Source organism: Paenibacillus sp. (assembly GCF_035645195.1).
In the GTDB taxonomy this organism is placed as follows: domain Bacteria; phylum Bacillota; class Bacilli; order Paenibacillales; family YIM-B00363; genus Paenibacillus_AE.
Genome location: NZ_DASQNA010000008.1, coordinates 117,601 through 134,855 on the forward strand (window position 1 = coordinate 117,601; position 17,255 = coordinate 134,855).

Here is a 17,255-nt window from a genome sequence, read left to right on the forward strand (position 1 = left end):
CGGGAGTAGATGAAAGTGGCGGACCAAGCGTGGAAGAAACCGAATATTTTAGTGCTGATCACGGATCAACAGAAGGCAGATACGATTGAGGATGAGAGTCTTTGCTCGATGCCCCATTTGGCCAAGTTGCGGCAGAACGGCGCGCACTTCAAGCGAGCCTATACGTCCAATGCGATCTGCTCGCCGGCTCGGGCCAGTCTAATGACGGGACTTTATCCGAGCCGTCACGGTATGGTTGATTGCACGCATACCGTCGAGCCGTATCGCGCCGATTATAAAGAGGGTTTGCCCATGTGGTCACAGCAGCTGGCGGAACAAGGATATGTCGGAGGCTATTTTGGAAAATGGCATGTGGAACGTTCGGAACAGCCCATGAATTTCGGATTCGGCCGTTTCGTCGCTAACGGTTCCGCTCAGTACCGACAGTACCGCGAGGAGTTGGGATACCGCGGGAAGGTCTTCCTAGACAAGAAGATGGTGCGACACGAAGGTTATAAAGACCGTATTTTTTACGGCGTGCTGGATGAGCCGCAGGAGGCGTCCGAGCCGTATTTCCTCTACGACCAGGGAATCCGTTTCGTGAAGGAAATGGCGGAAGCGGAGCGGCCGTGGTTTACGGTCATCAGCACGCTTGAACCTCACGATCCGTTCGTCGTCTCGAAGGATTATTATGCGCTTTACGAGGGAAAGGAAATTCAGCTTCCCGAAAACTACCGAGACGACTTGAGCGGAAAACCCGGTTTGTACCGCCGATTAAGGTTGGTGTGGAACGATGTGTCGGACGAGGACGTGCGCAAGGCCACAGCCTGCTATTACGCTTCGTGTTCCCTGATCGACGATCAGATTGGCCGGATTGTCGAAACTTTGAAGGAAACCGGACAACTTGAAAACACGTATATCGTGTTTACGTCCGATCACGGGGAACTGCTAGGAGCCCACGGTTTATTTTTGAAGGGGGTCCCGGCCTACGAGGAGGTATATCGAATTCCGCTCGTCATTGCGGGACCGGATGTGAAGCCTGCGGTTTACGACGACGTCTTCGTCAGCATCGTGGATTTGGCGCCTACGCTTTGCGAATGGACGGGAAGCGCTCCATTGCCCGGGATCGACGGTCATTCGCTCGTTCCGATGCTGCGCGGAGAACCGATCGAGAGGGAGTCTTTCCCCTGGAACGAAGCGTATTCGGAATTTCATGGGCAGCGGTTCTTTTATACCCAGCGGCTGGTTTGGCACGGGAACTATAAGTACATTTTCAACGGTTTTGATGAAGATGAGCTGTATGACCTGAACCGAGATCCGCATGAGCTGAACAATTTAACTGGAGACCCCGCACATGCCGAGGTGCTGAAGGATATGGTCAAGCGGATGTGGAGAAGGGTGTACCGTCTGGGCGATTACAATATGGCGCATTCCGACTACGGCATGTTCCGATTCGCACCGATCGGTCCCGACTTCGAGGAGCACCCGTTCAAGCTGGAAGGACCGGTGGCGCAATAAAAATAAATTAAGCGGAAGCCTTAAGTAAATATATGTTTGTACCCAGATTGTAGACAAACTCCTTTGTTCCAAATGGAACTTAAGGAGTTTGTTGTTTGGTTGATGGTTATCAAGAAGATGAAGAGATTAAAGCTTCGGACAACCTCCCCGCTTATAAGAGAATCCGTATGGGAGCGGTGGGAGGAACCTGGATTGAAGAAATGTGGTTTTTTGAGCTAGTTTTTTCAGGAAACCAGAACCTTACGCCATAGTGGGGAGATCTTATTGTCTTCCAATTTCCTCCTCCTATTAGGTTACTTCATTTAGAAACTCAATGATTTTTCCAGAGATGTTGCTATACAGTTCTTCATTCTCTGGTATTCTCATGCCGAAGTTGCGGACAAAATTCGGGTGAACGTATTTTTCTGTTGTGATTGAGTTAACATGTCCTAACAACTGTTGGATGACCTGCAATTCCGACCAGCTTCATACATATGTGTGGCAAAGGAATGTCGAAAGCAATGTGCACCGCACGGTTCAACGTTTGCAAGGGTCAGAAACTTTTTAAGTAGATTGTTTCCTAAGATTTTCACTATGCGACACAATGCTGTGCAGTAATCTCAGAATTTCGTGACGTGTAAAGGGCTGCGGCTGTTGACCGGTCGACTAACGTATTCAGAGACCTTAAATTCATTTCCCGAACTGGATTGGGGAAGTTATGGGTTTTATAAAGGTACTTAAAAAAGCTGTCGAGAGCGCTCCTCATTGATCTTAACCAGTGATAGCTTTGGCTACGGTTTGCGTGAAAATAATCGTCTAGATAATCAGCATCAATCGGCAAGTGACCGAGAAATCTTCCAACACTGTCCTTGTGAACATAAAACTTATTGAGCATGCTTGCTTTGATTGGTTTGCTCTTCTAGGTGCGCGACAAAGATACAAGGTATTTGTCCTTAACAAAACTGAGAAAGGAGGTTATCTCCTCACTTATGTTTTTAGTTTGGGCACATAGGATATAACGACTTTTGCCTCACTTGCCCTTGTGGATATAAATATAGTTCTTTTCGACGTTAAAATCGCATATGCGAAGTGAACTTAATTCACTGACTCGGCAACCTGATATTGAAAGGAACATAGCGTTGCATGACATCGATAGGGGGAAGTTATACAATAAGGTTGTAAATCGGTCGATCTCCGGAATTTTGTCACGGATCGCTTCGGACGGTTCCGATCATGGCGTGTTTGCGGGTACAGCTGTCATGCGCGACGCGGAAGGTTACAAAAACGTGCCGTGTCAAAGAGTTCAGGGGTGAGGACAGGGGTTAACCCTAGTGTTTCTGTCCTCGCTGTTGGCCCCGCAGGAAATTTGAATCGTTATCGTAGGGGATACTGTTTTAGCCCCTTCGCCGCATATGCTTTCTCCCGTATGCGTTTTCCAGGCAAAGGATGACTTGAACGAGATCCCTTCCGGCAAAGAGACTACCGTCCCATAAGTAGACAAAGAATTGTATGATAGACTAGCTGCTAAACGGTCGCAAATTATAGCTTGAAGAGAGGAAAATCGATCCGAGTCGGGTCGGTTTTTTCTGTTGGTCGTAGAAGTGTCATGCATTGGTCGTCAGTTTGTTAGAACATCATTGCGCCACGTTATAGAATCAACATATAAACGATGAGACTATTGATTTGCTTCGGATGGCTGTTTTGGGTAAAAGCACATTTTCAAGGGCAAATCGGAAAAACCGTGGAAGAATCAACACCGTGGTGGCCGGATAAGCCCGTTGTCTCGGGTTCGCCGAATGTCGTACTCGTATTGCTCGATGATCTAGGATTTGCACAATTGGGATGCTATGGCTCAGATATCTCAACGCCGAACATCGATGCGCTTGCACAGAAGGGGTTGCGCTATAACAATTTCCATACCACGGCGATGTGTGGGCCTACCCGCGCAGCGCTTTTAACCGGGCGTAACCATCATTCGGTTGGTGTGCGAAGCGTATTGTCCGCCGACGCCGGCTTTCCCAATGCGCGGGGGCGCGTGAGTAAAGATACGGCTCTGATTAGCGAGATGTTGCTGGATAACGGCTACAACACACGTTCGCTTTGGGGAAATGGCATCTGAATACAGTCGCGGAGCATTCATTTGCCGGGCCGTTCGATAACTGGCCGCTCGGGCGGGGCTTCGAACATTATTACGGATTATTGGGCGGAGCGACGAACCAATGGAATCCGGAATTGGCCGAAGGCAACCGCCGGATTCCGCAGCCGGCTCGCGAAGAAGACGGATATCATATCACCGAAGACTTAACCTATAAGGAGATTGACTATATCCGCGAACAGAAAACAGCCGCTCCGGATAAGCCGTTCTTCTGCTATTTGGCGTACGGGGCGCCGCATGCGCCTCATCATGCGCCGAAGGAAAGGATGGGATAAAATCCGGGAGGAATGGTTCGAACTCCAGAAAGCGCTTGGCATTGTTCAGCAAGATGCGACGCTGCCGCCAAGAAGTCCCTATGTTCGGGCTTGGGATGATCTCAGCGCCGACGAGGTTGCGCCGGTCGTTCCCGACTATGAGGTCCCTTTCCGTTTCTCGAGGGAATTAAAGAAAGTAACGTATTTATTGAGCACCCCGGATCTTGATGCCAAAAGCATGGTGGATATGGAATTGGCATCAGAATGAGACTTCAATCCAGAGGCTGCAACAGGAAGCACCATTATTGTGTGAAAGGAGAGAGGTCAGGATGATTCAGTTTAGTGAACAGGAAGTCAGTGCGTTGCGCCAGAAGGCCGCCTCCAAGGGAAGTATCGTCAAGAAATTACTTGAACGTTCTGAACCAGTTCTGAGATATGGGATTAAAATCCCGGATAAGGGAATAGCGACCTGGACTCTCTATTATTATTGTCCCGTGCACTCGGTACAGCTAGAAGTTCGCTATGAAGAAGGACAGCAGCACAAGTGTCCGATCTGTAATAAAATCTATACAGGTGAGCCGTATGACGGGGCTTGGTGGAGATTTATCAATGGTGTTAATGCGGATTCCTGCTTCGACCTGGCACTGCTATGGATGTTGACCGGTGAAGAGAAGTACAAAGATTTGGCAGAGGAAATTTTGGTGCGTTATGCGACCTATTATCCAAGCTATGAGATTCATGGAGGCATTCCATACAACAATCCGGGAAAGGCGAACGCTCAAACCTTATGTGAATCCATGTGGATCCGCAGCCTCGCAATGGGCTACGATATTATTAAAGATGATCTATCAATGGAAAATAAGATACTCATTGAGAAAGACCTCTTTACGGAATGCGCGGAGTTGCTGGTGAAATACAGAATGGATCAGATCCATAATCACGAAGTCCTTGTTGGAGGGGCCCTCGGCATACTAGGTGTACTGCTGAGCAGACCTGACTATGTGGATTTTGCCCTTCATAGTAAATACGGGCTTGCTTACCAGCTAGAACATGCTGTACTAGAGGACGATTTCTGGTTCGAAGGGACATTCCACTATCATTACTTCGCTTTGGAAGCATTTATGACCTTTGAAAAATTCGCAAGGCATACACCCTATGGCTTGCTACAGCGTCCGGAATATCGAAGAATGTTAAAAATGCCCATGAAGCTTTTACAACCGGGTTTAGAATTGCCTAAAGTGGGCGATGGGGTCGGCAACATTTTGCAGGATCATTTGCCGGAATTTTACGAATTTGCTTATGCCGTCTATGGGGACTGGGAGTTTGCATGGATGCTCAACAACTACTACCAGACCCGAGAAAGAGATAATTTGGAGGCCTTCTTATACGGCGTAGAGGTTCTGCCGGAAACCCCTGAGTATGAACTAGAGGATTATCATGACAATGAGGCTTCCGGATTCACCGTCTTCAGAGGTAATGGGCAAAAGTACTTGCTAATGAAACACGGCAAGTACGGAGGAGAGCACGACCATTATGACAAGCTGGGCATTCATTTTTCAGCTTACGGCGAAGAGGTCGCCCCTGATTTAGGAACGACTGGATACGGGGCTCCGCTTCACTATGAGTATTATAAAAACACGGCGACTCATAATACCGTAGCCATTAATGGAGCAAACCAACCTCCAGCCAATGGGAGAACAATCAGGTACGACCGGGAACCCGATCAGATCCTGCTTGAGGCAGAGGCGGTTTGGGACGGATCCTTCCCCGGCATCGACTCTTTGACGCGTGTAGAATGGGATGAGGCCAGTTATGCCGGTGTTCTAATGCGACGGTTAATTTTGTGGCGGGACAGGTATTTTATAGAAGCTTTTCTTGTCAAGAATGTGGCTGGTCAAACGGTTGACTGGATCCTTCATAGCCGAGGGGAACGGCACGGTGAGACGAATACGGCTTCCCAAAAGAATCAAGCGCCGCTCGGCACAAACAAACCGCTCAAATATATCCGAGAGGCAGAGCGTATCAAGCCGGAAGGCGTGGTGCATACGAGATGGCAGCATAGCGGCTGCACCTTGAGTATATTTAGCTTCTGTGACTGTGAGAATCAGGTCATTTACGCAAAAGGTCCGGATAATCCGTCATCTGGCGAATTATCGTATTTACTGAACAGGGTCGAATCGGGTACTGACGTCCTGTATGTTAATGTGTTCGAGGCATACAATGGTGATCAACCCTATATTCTTGAAGTCGCAATAGAGTCTGCCGACGCCAGGCATGTTAAAGTTGTGATTACATGCAAGGATGGAATGAAGAAACACGAATTTGAGATTGGTATTTCATGATATATGAGGAGATCTTGGCGGATTTGAGTATGACAATATTGTGGATGGGGAAAAGTTTACGGGCCGCCTTTTTGGACACGACTTCAAGAGCGGTTGGAACCCCATACCCAGCCCTCCCCAGGCACCAAAAGTATGTGTTCACCACGCAGAGATCTTAAGAGGACGCCGACAGATGTACTAGGCATTTGTTCGTTGTATTGACCCGTATAACTTTTACCTGATCGGTGATACCATCCAAGTAAAGATCACGAAGCAAGTGTAGACCATCACACAGCTTTTCAAATATATTGGGATGAGGCCTTAAAGCTTATCCGTCGCGAATGAAGGTCCGCCGGCGGTCATGGATTGGATTAAAATCGGAAGGGACCTCGTTCAAGCCAAGCAATAAAGGAAAGGAACGCAGTCGGCGTATCGAAAACTACTGGCTTGACCCCAAGGCGGCACATATAGAAGCGGCTCATCGCAGGGCAAGAATATTCCCCGTTATTACCGCATGCTATGGAACTGGTTGAACTGCGCATTCAGGAAGGTTTCGACATTGCTTATTATCACAACGCGAAAGCGGCGGCGAGGAAAAAAATGTTTTCGTCGTAAGGAAACCTCCAAAAACGACAGAGCTCCATTTGGGTCATGAAAGTCGTAAAAGTGTTATGGAATAGTCGTTAGCGTTACAGAAATGCCTAGCAGTTGTATTATAATCGGAAACTAGGAATCCCATGTAAGCCCGATGATGAGTTAGGCGAATAAAACTCCCTGGCACTATCTTTGAAAGCAATTTATTATATAGTGGACATAAATGGGGAGGCACGTATGATGAAGGTTTTACTGCGCCGACTTTCTTGGAACTCCGTACGAGTAAAATTAGTATTAGGTATTATCATGCTTGTCCTGCCATTAATTCTGTTCTTGTATTTCATTGTCTTTTACGCGACGGGAGTCATTCACGAACAGGTCGCCAAGTCCAATAAAAATATGATTTCGTTGTACATGGGGCAAATTGACCAAGGATTGGACGATGTCAACGGGTATCTTCTTTCGCTGACAATGAATTCGAACCTTATATCCTTAGTAAATACCACGGACCACGAAGAGTACTTGTACGCAAAGCAATCCTTATCTTCCGAATTGTCGGCGGGAGTTTTCGATAACAAATTAATGGATGCAATGTTCATTTACGATTCGAAGAAAGATCAGTTGATTGATGCATTCACGAATCGAACAACATTTTCGCGTCGCGAGGCAGTTCGGAACTATATACGAACAAAATTAGCAACGGAGGGTGAAAGCTCCTCAGGAAATCACTGGTATGCAGAGGAGATCGGACAGGATTACTATATTTTTCGTGTTATTAGTTTTCAAGGGATAGCGATCGGCGCTTGGGTCAGCGCGGAGTCTCTGCTCACCCCTCTCGAATTTATTGAGTTGGGCGAACGAGGAACCGCTCTTTTCGCTACTTCCGGCGGGGTTCCCATGGATAAGCAGGCTTTCATCACCGATCATGGAATTCGACTGGATCGCAATGTAGAGAACTACTATTTCTCAGGAGACGAAGGGGGATTTCTTGTGATCGGCGCTAGCTCGAAGGCAGGGCCCTTTCGGCTTGTAGCCATCATCCAGAATAGCTCTATTCTGGAAGCGCTTCCTTTCCTAAACCAAGTGATTTATTTCATTACCGCTGGATTGTTTATTTTAATTCCCTGCTTTTTTATCTTTTTAAGAAAACTGCTGTTAACCCCCCTTCAACGAATCATGTCGGCTATGAAACTGATCGGCGAAGGGAATGTGAATATGCGAATGAAAACGGTACCTACTACCTCCGACGAGTTTGTAGTCCTGAATCAGACCTTCAATCGGATGATGGAGCAAATCGATACGTTGAAAATTAAGGTTTACGAGGAGCAAATTAATAAGCAAAAAGCAGAACTTCAGCATCTTCAGTTGCAAATCAACCCCCATTTTTTTATGAATTCGCTCAACATCCTGTATAACTTGGCTCTCGTGAAAAACTTCGATCTCATTAGGGAAATGACCATGTGTTTGGTTCGGTATTTTCGCTATATGTTTCGAAGCAATCTATCGTTCGTCCCTCTTGCCGATGAAATCCAACATGTGCGGAATTTTTTGCGCATCCAAGAGCTGAGATTTCCGGAAAGTCTACATTGCCAAATTCATGTTCCGCAATATCTTAAGCGCGTTCCGATTCCTCCGCTGTGCATTCAGACGTTCGTTGAAAATGCCATTAAACATTCGGTCACCTTGGATGAACGAATTCGTCTTCAAGTGAAGGTTGAACTCGATGAGCAGGGACCGGAGCCTCAAATTTGTATTGAAGTGAAGGATTCGGGAAAAGGGTTTGCCGACGAGATCTTAAACCAGCTTCGAGCGGGGGAACGAATCGTAGACGATCAGGGAGACCACATCGGGATCTGGAATGTTCGACACCGACTGCGGCTGCTATACCAAGACCGCGCATATCTTGGATTTCATAATGCGATTCCTCGAGGAGCTGTCGTCGAGATGAAGCTGCCGCTGAACCCGAGACTCGAGGAAGAGGGGAGCGAAACAGAGCATGAAGCTGTTAGTGGTCGATGACGAAATATTAGCTGTCGAGGGAGTCATTGCTTCGGTGGACTGGAATCAACTTGGCGTCCATCAATTGTTTAAGGCTTTTAATGTACGACAGGCAAAAGAAATTTTCGAAAAAGAGAGCATCGATATTATGCTTTGCGACATCGAGATGCCGCAAGAAAGCGGTATCGAATTGATTCAATGGGTCAAAGGGAATCAATTGCAAACGGAAACGATCTTTTTAACTTGTCATGCCGATTTCCAATATGCAAAGCAAGCGATACAGCATGGCAGCCTCGATTATTTGTTAAAGCCCATTGAGCCGGAAGAGCTAACATTAGCAATCGCGAAAGCAATTGAAAAGATCGGGACTACGATGCAAATGAAGCAGTACTCCCAATATGGCGAGTATTGGGTGAGGCACCAGCCAGTGGTGGTCGAACAGTTTTGGCTGGATATATTGAAGCGAAAGATCCCCTCCGTTCCGGAGGCCATCGCCAAAATCGCTGCAGAACGCAACATCCCTTACGCCGGAAAAATGAAGTTGCTTCCCCTGCTGCTTAAAGTGCAAAGATGGTATAAAACCATCGGTCAACGGGATGAGAAAATTTTGGAATTCGCGCTCCAAAACACTGCGGAAGAGATTTTTCAGAAAGCGGAACTTACAGCGCAAATCATTCCATTGGACCGCGGGGAGTTGGTGGTGGTTCTCTCGTCTCCAGAGCAATATGTGGACTTGCCGAGCCGGTTAAAGTCAGTCCTGGAAGCATACATTTCGGCATGCAATCGATATTTTTATTGCGACATTGCTTGTTATATCGGGAAAGAATCTTACATCCGTGATTTAGCCTCGATGAAAGATCGGTTGCAGCAAGCAGACCGGGATAACGTATCCCGTTTCAATGCGGTAATTCGGTTGGAAGAGGGGAAATGTATTCGATCCATCGCTCTGCCGGATATGAAATTGTGGTCTGTTTTACTCGAAGCGGGGGAAAACGCGAGACTGCTACGCGAAGCGGTTCAGTACTTACGTGAACTTGTCAGTAAAGATCAAATGAATGCCGTTCGGTTGCAGCAGTTTCATCATAATTTTCTGCAGATGGTTTACTCGTATCTCCAGCAACAGGGAATTCATGCACATGAGTTGTTTATGGATAGTACGTCGTTGTCCCTGAATGAATCAGCAACGAAATCCGTGCCGGACATGATGAAATGGATCGAACATCTGCTGAGTCGAGCGGCGGAATACGGGGAGAGCCATTCTTTATTCGAGAAGGTCAAGCGCTATATTCATCAACATATCGACCAAGAGATGTCCCGGGAAGAAATCGCTAACCATGTATATCTGAATCCTGATTATCTTACGCGGGTGTTCAAAAAAGAGACGGGCATGTCCATCTCGGAGTTCGTGCTGAGTGAGCGTTTGAAGGTCGCCAAAGAATTGCTCGCGAAAACGGATTTATCGGTAAGTTCCGTCGCCCTTCGCGTGGGTCACCATAACTTTTCGTATTTCTCCAAGCTGTTTCGAAAACATACGGGGCTAACCCCGGTCGAGTATAAGAATCGATATATCACTGACGAAAAAAAGGTGAACTAAAACGACATAGAAACCGTTTCCAAGCAAGCGCGGAAACGGTTTTTTATTACAAAACGAGGTCGTAGAAGTGCCATAGAATAGTCGTCAAGTTGTTAGTTGGGAATAGCCGCCGCTCTTACAATGGATATATAAACGGTTGAGGGTCTTTTCCGGTAAAGAAGCGCAGACCATGCAAAGGAGCAGTCCAAAGATGAAGCATAAGCCGAATTTTGTGTTTATCCATACCGATCAGCAGCGTGCGGATTGCCTTGGAATAGAAGGTCGTCGCAAAGGTTTGTACACTCCGAATCTCGATTTCTTGGCCGTTAGCGGCATGCGGTTTTCCGCAGCGTACGCAACGACGCCAGTATGTATTCCGCAAAGATTGACCTTCCTTTCGGGACAAACAGCGTCAATGCATGGGGTGCTAGGGAATACAGGGATCCCGTACTTTCCGTTCGAAACGACGCTTCCGAGCGAATTGAGCAAAGGGGGGTACCAGACTGCCTTAGTCGGGCGCACCTTCCATACCTATCCTTTCGATCATCCTTACGGTTTCGAGTATTATATGCCGGGCGACCCTAGCTCGGAATTTAAGGACAGCACGGATCCGTTTTTCACTTTTTTGCGAGAACATGCTCCTGAAGGTTCCGGCGGATATTATGGCAACGGGACCGATAACAATTCTTACATCGGGGCGCCGTTCCACCTGCCGAACGAATTGCATCATACGCAATGGACGACGGAACGAGCGCTTGAGTTTTTGCAAGTGCGCGATAGCGACAGACCGTTCCTGTTGACGGTGGGCTATTACGCGCCTCATGGGCCCCAGAATCCGCCTGCGGAATTTTTCGATCGATACTATTACAATCAGGATTTGGATAACCCGGTGATCGGCGAATGGGCTATCCCTCCGGTTGCGAATTGGAGTCCTACTCGCAGCTCCTATGTTGACCTGTCGGGCGAGTTGTTGCGTAGCTGCAGGGCAGGGTATTACGGGAACATCACCTTCATCGATTTGCAGTTGGGACGGATTATCAATCGGGTAAGGCAAATACCGAACACCTATATCATTTTTACTTCCGATCATGGCGAAATGCTAGGGGATCATTATTTGTACCATAAGGCCCAACCTTACGAGGGGGCCGCACATATACCGTTCCTGATCGCGGGGCCTGATGTCTCTCCGATGCAGGTTTGCGACAAAACCATCGGGTGGCATGACATTATGCCGACGATGTTGGATCTAGCCGGCTTGCCGATCCCTGACCATGTGGATGGACAGAGTTTGGCGCCTTTGTTGCAGAACCCATCGACTTCAGAATGGAGAGAGTACCTTCATGGAGAATGCTCCCGCCCGATGTCGCCGCCGAAGCTTCCAGGTCAAGCGACGGAAGGGAACATGGCTTACGAAACCGGGTTCCATTACCTTACGGACGGAAAAACTAAATATATCTGGCATACTCAAAGCGGGCGGGAGCAACTCTTCGACTTAATGAATGATCCGCATGAACGATTCGATTTATCTGCGAAGGCGGAATATGCGAACGAATTGACGTTATGGCGGGGACGACTTATTGATGAAATCAAAGACAGGCCGGAAGGGTTCACGGACGGTGAGCGGTTAATCGCCGGTCGTAAATACGCTTCGTTGCTGCCGAAAGCTCAGGAAATTGTCGATCGACGTTTAGAGGAAGGATATGCAATCGCTTATTATCAGAATCGGAAGACGACAAAGAAAACGTAAAGGAAAGAGGTGGAGGGCTTGACCACGAATCAACTGTATGCACGACAAGAAGAAGCAAAGATTCGGATTCAGACCGGAAAATTGCGTAGATTAAAGCCATACCTTCCATTGTTTCTGATGACGGTTCCGGCGGTGCTTTACTTTTTCATTAACAATTACCTCCCGATGTTCGGGTTGGTGATTGCTTTTAAGAACATCGATTTTTCCCACGGAAGCGGTTGGTTGCTGAAGAGCGAATGGGTGGGCTTGCTGAATTTCAAGTTTTTATTCGCTTCCAATGATGCGTATATCATTACTCGAAATACGATTCTATATAATGCTTTCTTTATCGCGATCAATTTGATCTTCAGTGTAGGTATAGCGATCTTGCTGAATGATATTAGGCAGCGCTTCATGGCGCGATTATATCAAACGATCATTATTTTCCCGTTCTTGATCTCCATGGTCATAGTCAGTTACTTAGTGTATTCCTTTTTAAGCATTGACGCGGGATTTATGAATAAAACGGTGCTTCCTATGTTGGGAATGGAACCGATCTCTTGGTACTCGGAGCCTAAGTATTGGCCTTATATCCTAACGCTCGTCGATATTTGGAAGGGATCTGGATTTGGCTGCATTATTTACCTCGCGGCCATCGTCAGCATCGATCATGATTATTTCGAAGCTGCTCGGATCGATGGAGCATCGAAACTTCGGCAAATCTTTTCCATAACCCTACCGATGATTGCACCGGTGATTATTATGATGACGCTCCTTCGGATTGGGAGAATATTTCACTCGGATTTCGGATTATTCTACCAAGTGCCGATGAACTCCGGCGCGATCTACGACACGACGAACGTCATCGATACGTATGTGTATCGCGCTTTGATTCAACTGGGGGATATCGGTATGTCTTCCGCGGCGGGCGTTTATCAGTCCATCGTCGGCTTTCTCCTCATCCTCCTTTCCAACTACGTGGTTCGAAAAATTAATAAAGATGATGCTTTGTTTTAAGGAGGGATATCCGTGAGAAACGAGTCCAGAGGCTATTATTGGTTTGCGCATATATTCCTGCTTCTTTTTTCTATCGTATGCGTCGTACCATTTCTACTACTAACGATTTCTTCCTTCACCGACAATTTGACTCTTGTAAGGAACGGCTACTCCTTCTTTGCGGAAAAGTACAGTCTATCGGCTTATCAATATTTATGGGAGCAATCCGATCAGCTGCTTCGTGCCAACGGAATTACCGTCCTCATTACGGCGGTCGGAACAACTGCGGGGCTGATCATGATGGCGCTGATCGCTTATCCGATTTCGCGCAGGGACTTTCCGCTGAGAAAATCGCTTACCTTTTATGTCGTATTTACGATGCTGTTTAACGGTGGGTTGGTACCTACGTATTTGGTCTATACTCAATTATTCGACGTAAAGAACACAATATGGGCTTTAATTATTCCGGGGTTATTGATGAATGGATTCAGCGTCTTGTTAATTCGAACGTTCTTCCAAAATTCTATCCCGGTTGCCTTAATCGAATCGGCGAAGATCGATGGCGCAAGCGAATTGCGCATTTTGTGGAAAATCGTGCTCCCCTTGTCGACGCCAATCATGGCTACCATCGGTCTTTTCCAAGGCATTCACTACTGGAATGATTGGATGAACGGGTTAATCTATATTACCGACCCAAAACTATATAGTATGCAGAACCTGCTGAACCGCATGATTACGGAAATCCAATTTCTAGTAAGCAACGACGTCGGGCAAGTTACCGATATGTCGGAATTACCTACGGTTACGATGCGGATGGCGATCGCCGTTGTCGGGATCCTTCCCATAGTGATAACGTATCCTTACTTTCAAAAATATTTCGCGAAAGGCATGACGGTCGGCGCAGTGAAAGGGTAAAACCCGTAAGGTTTACAAAAATATTGGGGAGGGGTCGAAAACATGAAAAAAAGGGTGAAGACAACCGCAGTAACCATCATTTTGGCATTGATCATGACGGTATTCCTCTTTGCTTGCGGCGATAATCAGAGCAGCAGCTCTAGCGAGAGCAACCAACCGTCGAAAGAGTCGAAAACCGAACCTCCGGTGGAGTTAGTCATGACCGTGTCTCTTGTAGGCAATCCGCCGGCTGATCTTCAGCTTGTTACTGACGAAATCAATAAGTATTTGATCGAGAAAATCAATGCGAAGATTAAGGTAGTCCCTATTAGCTTCGGTTCTTATAGTCAGCAAATTAACTTGATGTTAACGGGCAAGGAGCAGCTGGACCTGATGGTTACGGGTCCGCAAATCGGATTCACGAGTCAAGTAGGCAAAAATCAGCTTCTTCCGCTGAATGAATATTTAAACGACCATGGTCAAGGCATTCTGGAAGTTGTAGACAAAGAGATTATGAAAGTTGGCATGGTCAAGGGCGAGCCATACGCGGTACCCGTGATCGGGAATTCGGTGCAGGGCAGAGGTTTCGTGCTTAGAAAGGAAATTGCCGATAAATACAATGTCGATATGACGAAAATCAAAACGTTGGACGATGTGGAAGCAGTACTGAAAGTTATTAAAGAGAACGAACCCGACGTGGTTCCATTGGTTCCGGATAAACCCGGCGAGTCCATCTTATCTTATTATGAAACCGGTGACACCTTGGGGGATAGTATTGGCTATCTTCCGAATTTCGACAACGACTTGAAGGTAGTTAATCTATATGAGACCCAGGAATATTCGGACCTCCTAAACCGAATGAAACGGTGGTACGATGCAGGGTACTTGTTGCAAGACGGCTCTACGAATAAAGAGGATGCAAGGAGTTTACTCGGTGCCAAACGAGCGGCTGCATACTTCGGAACCATTAGCGCGCGCAGCGACGAGGCGTTTTCAAAAATCGAATTCGGCACAGACGTTGTTCGTTCAATGATTCTAAGACCGGCGCTTCAAACCAGTACGGCAGCGCGGTTATTATGGGCCATTCCTCGAAACTCGCAGCACCCGGAGAAAGCAATGGAAGTACTAAATCTATTGTATACGGATGAAACCTTCGTGAATTTGATCGATTATGGGCTAGAAGGCAAGCATTATGTGAAGCTAGAGGATGGGAGAATCGATTATCCGCAAGGGGTGGATCGGAATAATAGTCCATACCCCGGCAATTGGAACTTTTTGTTCGGCAATATGTATTTAGCGTATGTCAAGCTGCCGAACGAGGTTGAATTCCATGAGATTAACAAAGCGTCCCATGAGAACGCCATCCGTTCCAAAGCATTAGGCTTCAACTTTGACCCGAATCCAGTAAGAACGCAATATGCCGCGGTACGGTCGGTTCTTGATAAATATAAGCTCGGATTAGAAACTGGCATGCTGGATCCGGCAAAAGTGCTGCCGGAATTTATTGCTCAGCTGAAGGTTGCAGGAATCGATGAAGTGATTGCTGAAAAGCAAAAGCAGCTCGACGAATGGGCGGCGACCAACAAGTAAACATATAATTATGGAACCTCGATCAACCATCATGATCGAGGTTCTTATCTTTCTGTCAGCAACCGAAAAGTCGTAGAAGTGCCAAAGAATGGTCGTCTGGTTGTTAGTTGAGCTTATGGGTCTTCATTACAATGAATACAATTCAAGTTTTTTCGAGGTTGGAATGAATGCGTGTGCGCAGACCTCGATTCTAATTAGGGAGGAATGAACAAGTGAGTCGATCAAAGCCCAATATCATTTTAATTGTTTCCGACCAACATAGAGGGGACTGGTTAGGATATGCCGGAAACCCATTCGTCGAAACTCCGAACATGGACCGGATGGCCCGGGAGGGGGTACATTTCACGAATGCATATTGCAACTCCCCGTTTTGCGTTCCCTCCCGAATGTCCATGATGACAGGTCGGTATCCACATCATACCGGAGTATATACGAACTCCGATTACTTGGCTTCGGATATGCCGACTTTTGCTCACGCTCTTAGCCTAGGCGGTTACGAAACGGTGCTTTGCGGCAGGATGCACTTTAACGGACCCGATCAGCGGCATGGCTTCGCCCAACGCATTTTCGGCGATATTTCCCCGTCTTACCCGGGAGGCCCTTCGACTGACTATGGCGATTTAGCCGGAACGCAGGGACAGGGGCTGAAGTCGCTGGAAATGGCCGGGCCCGGCGACAGTGCGGTCATCCGTTATGATGAAGCGGTCGTTGCAACTTGCGAGCAGTTTTTGGGGCAAAAATCTCACGAAGAGCAGAAACCCTTATTCTTAACGGTTGGGTTTTATGGGCCTCACCATCCGTATGTTTGCCCTCCCGAGTATTATGAGCGTGCGCTTGCAGCAATGGAAAATGCCGGTGATGTTCCTTTAGGTAAGCCGGAGGAACTGCACCCATGGGTGAAGGATTGGACGAAGCGGCTTCAAGCGGACCGAATCACGCCGGAGCTTTTACGCACAGCTCGTGCGTGTTATGCCGGTCTGATTTCCTTGATGGATCACCATGTGGGCCGCGTACTCAAGGCAGCCGAGTCGCTTCCTGGTGAGACCGTTGTTATTTATGTGAGCGATCATGGAGATATGGCAGGAGATCGGGGGATGTTCTGGAAGCGCTGCGCTTTTGAAGGAGCGATCCGTGTACCAATAATCTTTTACTCGCTGCCCGGCGCCAAAGGTGAACGATTCATCGCTGGGGAACGTCAAATCAAAGCGCCTGTAAGTCTAGTGGATTTGGCGCCCACTTTAATTTCAATAACCGGCGCCCCGGCTTTACCTAATCTCGACGGTCAGGATATAAGTCCGTTATTTCATTCCGGCAGCGATGGCAGCTTAGCAGATTGGGAAAGCCGGCCAGTGTACTCGGAGCTGGCGACTCCGGAGGATTCCGTTATGCGAATCGTTATTCGAAACGGTGTCAAGCTGGTCTACTGCCACGGGTACGAAGTATTTATGTATGACTTAAACGTCGATCCGCAGGAGCAGCGGGACGTAAGCGGCTTGCCGGAATATCAGACGGCGAAACGGGAGCTTCTGGCGCTGCTCATGGATGGCTGGGACCCGGCGGCGATTCTTACAGAGATAGAAGAAAGACAGGAAGATGCCGAGTTTATGAAACAATGGGGTAAACAAGTCGGGATGGGGAAAATGGACTTATGGGAGCAAGCATCTAGAACATAAGAGAG

At 47.5% G+C, this 17,255-nt stretch carries 13 protein-coding genes; all 13 read left to right on the top strand.

Annotation, left to right across the window (positions count from 1 at the left end; translation table 11 throughout):
- Window positions 1-51 precede the first annotated feature (51 nt).
- The 13 genes from VE009_RS03705 to VE009_RS03765 all read left to right on the top strand — a co-directional run bounded on the left by VE009_RS03705 (window position 52) and on the right by VE009_RS03765 (window position 17,250).
- Window positions 52-1,497 carry a sulfatase-like hydrolase/transferase gene (locus VE009_RS03705; protein ID WP_325006048.1) on the top strand — a complete coding sequence of 482 codons (1,446 nt, stop codon included), beginning with the start codon at window positions 52-54 and terminating at the stop codon, window positions 1,495-1,497.
- A gap of 95 nt (window positions 1,498-1,592) precedes the next feature.
- Window positions 1,593-1,748 carry a hypothetical protein gene (locus tag VE009_RS03710; RefSeq protein ID WP_325006049.1) on the top strand — a complete coding sequence of 52 codons (156 nt, stop codon included), beginning with the start codon at window positions 1,593-1,595 and terminating at the stop codon, window positions 1,746-1,748.
- 1,397 nt (window positions 1,749-3,145) lie between these two features.
- Window positions 3,146-3,595, top strand: coding sequence for a sulfatase-like hydrolase/transferase (locus VE009_RS03715; protein WP_325006050.1), 450 nt, complete (start codon window positions 3,146-3,148; stop codon window positions 3,593-3,595).
- Window positions 3,577-3,906, top strand: a complete 330-nt coding sequence (locus VE009_RS03720; RefSeq protein WP_325006051.1) for a sulfatase-like hydrolase/transferase — start codon at window positions 3,577-3,579, stop codon at window positions 3,904-3,906. The genes VE009_RS03715 and VE009_RS03720 overlap by 19 nt, the downstream gene beginning before the upstream one ends.
- Entirely contained in the window at window positions 3,869-4,153 is a 285-nt protein-coding gene (locus VE009_RS03725; RefSeq protein ID WP_325006052.1) for a hypothetical protein, read from the top strand. Before VE009_RS03720 ends, VE009_RS03725 begins: the two co-directional genes overlap by 38 nt.
- A gap of 61 nt (window positions 4,154-4,214) precedes the next feature.
- A complete protein-coding gene (locus VE009_RS03730) occupies window positions 4,215-6,227 on the top strand; it encodes a heparinase II/III domain-containing protein (RefSeq protein ID WP_325006053.1) in 2,013 nt (670 codons plus the stop codon).
- An 813-nt stretch (window positions 6,228-7,040) separates the two neighbouring features.
- Entirely contained in the window at window positions 7,041-8,819 is a 1,779-nt protein-coding gene (locus VE009_RS03735; protein WP_325006054.1) for a sensor histidine kinase, read from the top strand.
- On the top strand, window positions 8,797-10,392 hold the full coding sequence (locus VE009_RS03740; protein ID WP_325006055.1) for a helix-turn-helix domain-containing protein: 1,596 nt from the start codon (window positions 8,797-8,799) through the stop codon (window positions 10,390-10,392). Before VE009_RS03735 ends, VE009_RS03740 begins: the two co-directional genes overlap by 23 nt.
- 190 nt (window positions 10,393-10,582) lie before the next feature.
- Window positions 10,583-12,118: a sulfatase-like hydrolase/transferase gene (locus tag VE009_RS03745; protein WP_325006056.1), complete on the top strand. Its 1,536-nt coding sequence runs from the start codon at window positions 10,583-10,585 to the stop codon at window positions 12,116-12,118.
- 117 nt (window positions 12,119-12,235) lie between these two features.
- Complete coding sequence (locus tag VE009_RS03750) at window positions 12,236-13,114, top strand: ABC transporter permease (RefSeq protein ID WP_325006184.1); 879 nt, start codon at window positions 12,236-12,238, stop codon at window positions 13,112-13,114.
- Window positions 13,115-13,126: 12 nt separating this feature from the next.
- Window positions 13,127-14,008 carry a carbohydrate ABC transporter permease gene (locus VE009_RS03755; RefSeq protein ID WP_325006057.1) on the top strand — a complete coding sequence of 294 codons (882 nt, stop codon included), beginning with the start codon at window positions 13,127-13,129 and terminating at the stop codon, window positions 14,006-14,008.
- A gap of 42 nt (window positions 14,009-14,050) precedes the next feature.
- Complete coding sequence (locus VE009_RS03760) at window positions 14,051-15,577, top strand: ABC transporter substrate-binding protein (RefSeq protein ID WP_325006058.1); 1,527 nt, start codon at window positions 14,051-14,053, stop codon at window positions 15,575-15,577.
- 212 nt (window positions 15,578-15,789) lie between these two features.
- Window positions 15,790-17,250: a sulfatase-like hydrolase/transferase gene (locus tag VE009_RS03765; protein ID WP_325006059.1), complete on the top strand. Its 1,461-nt coding sequence runs from the start codon at window positions 15,790-15,792 to the stop codon at window positions 17,248-17,250.
- Window positions 17,251-17,255 lie beyond the last annotated feature (5 nt).

Excerpts from the sequence above, each read along its gene's own strand:
- VE009_RS03715 (WP_325006050.1), top strand. The coding sequence starts at position 3,146 with ATGAGACTATTGATTTGCTTCGGATGGCTGTTTTGGGTAAAAGCACAT.
- VE009_RS03725 (WP_325006052.1), top strand. The coding sequence starts at position 3,869 with ATGCGCCTCATCATGCGCCGAAGGAAAGGATGGGATAAAATCCGGGAG.
- VE009_RS03730 (WP_325006053.1), top strand. The coding sequence starts at position 4,215 with ATGATTCAGTTTAGTGAACAGGAAGTCAGTGCGTTGCGCCAGAAGGCC.
- VE009_RS03735 (WP_325006054.1), top strand. The coding sequence starts at position 7,041 with ATGAAGGTTTTACTGCGCCGACTTTCTTGGAACTCCGTACGAGTAAAA.
- VE009_RS03740 (WP_325006055.1), top strand. The coding sequence starts at position 8,797 with ATGAAGCTGTTAGTGGTCGATGACGAAATATTAGCTGTCGAGGGAGTC.
- VE009_RS03745 (WP_325006056.1), top strand. The coding sequence starts at position 10,583 with ATGAAGCATAAGCCGAATTTTGTGTTTATCCATACCGATCAGCAGCGT.
- VE009_RS03750 (WP_325006184.1), top strand. The coding sequence starts at position 12,236 with ATGACGGTTCCGGCGGTGCTTTACTTTTTCATTAACAATTACCTCCCG.
- VE009_RS03760 (WP_325006058.1), top strand. The coding sequence starts at position 14,051 with ATGAAAAAAAGGGTGAAGACAACCGCAGTAACCATCATTTTGGCATTG.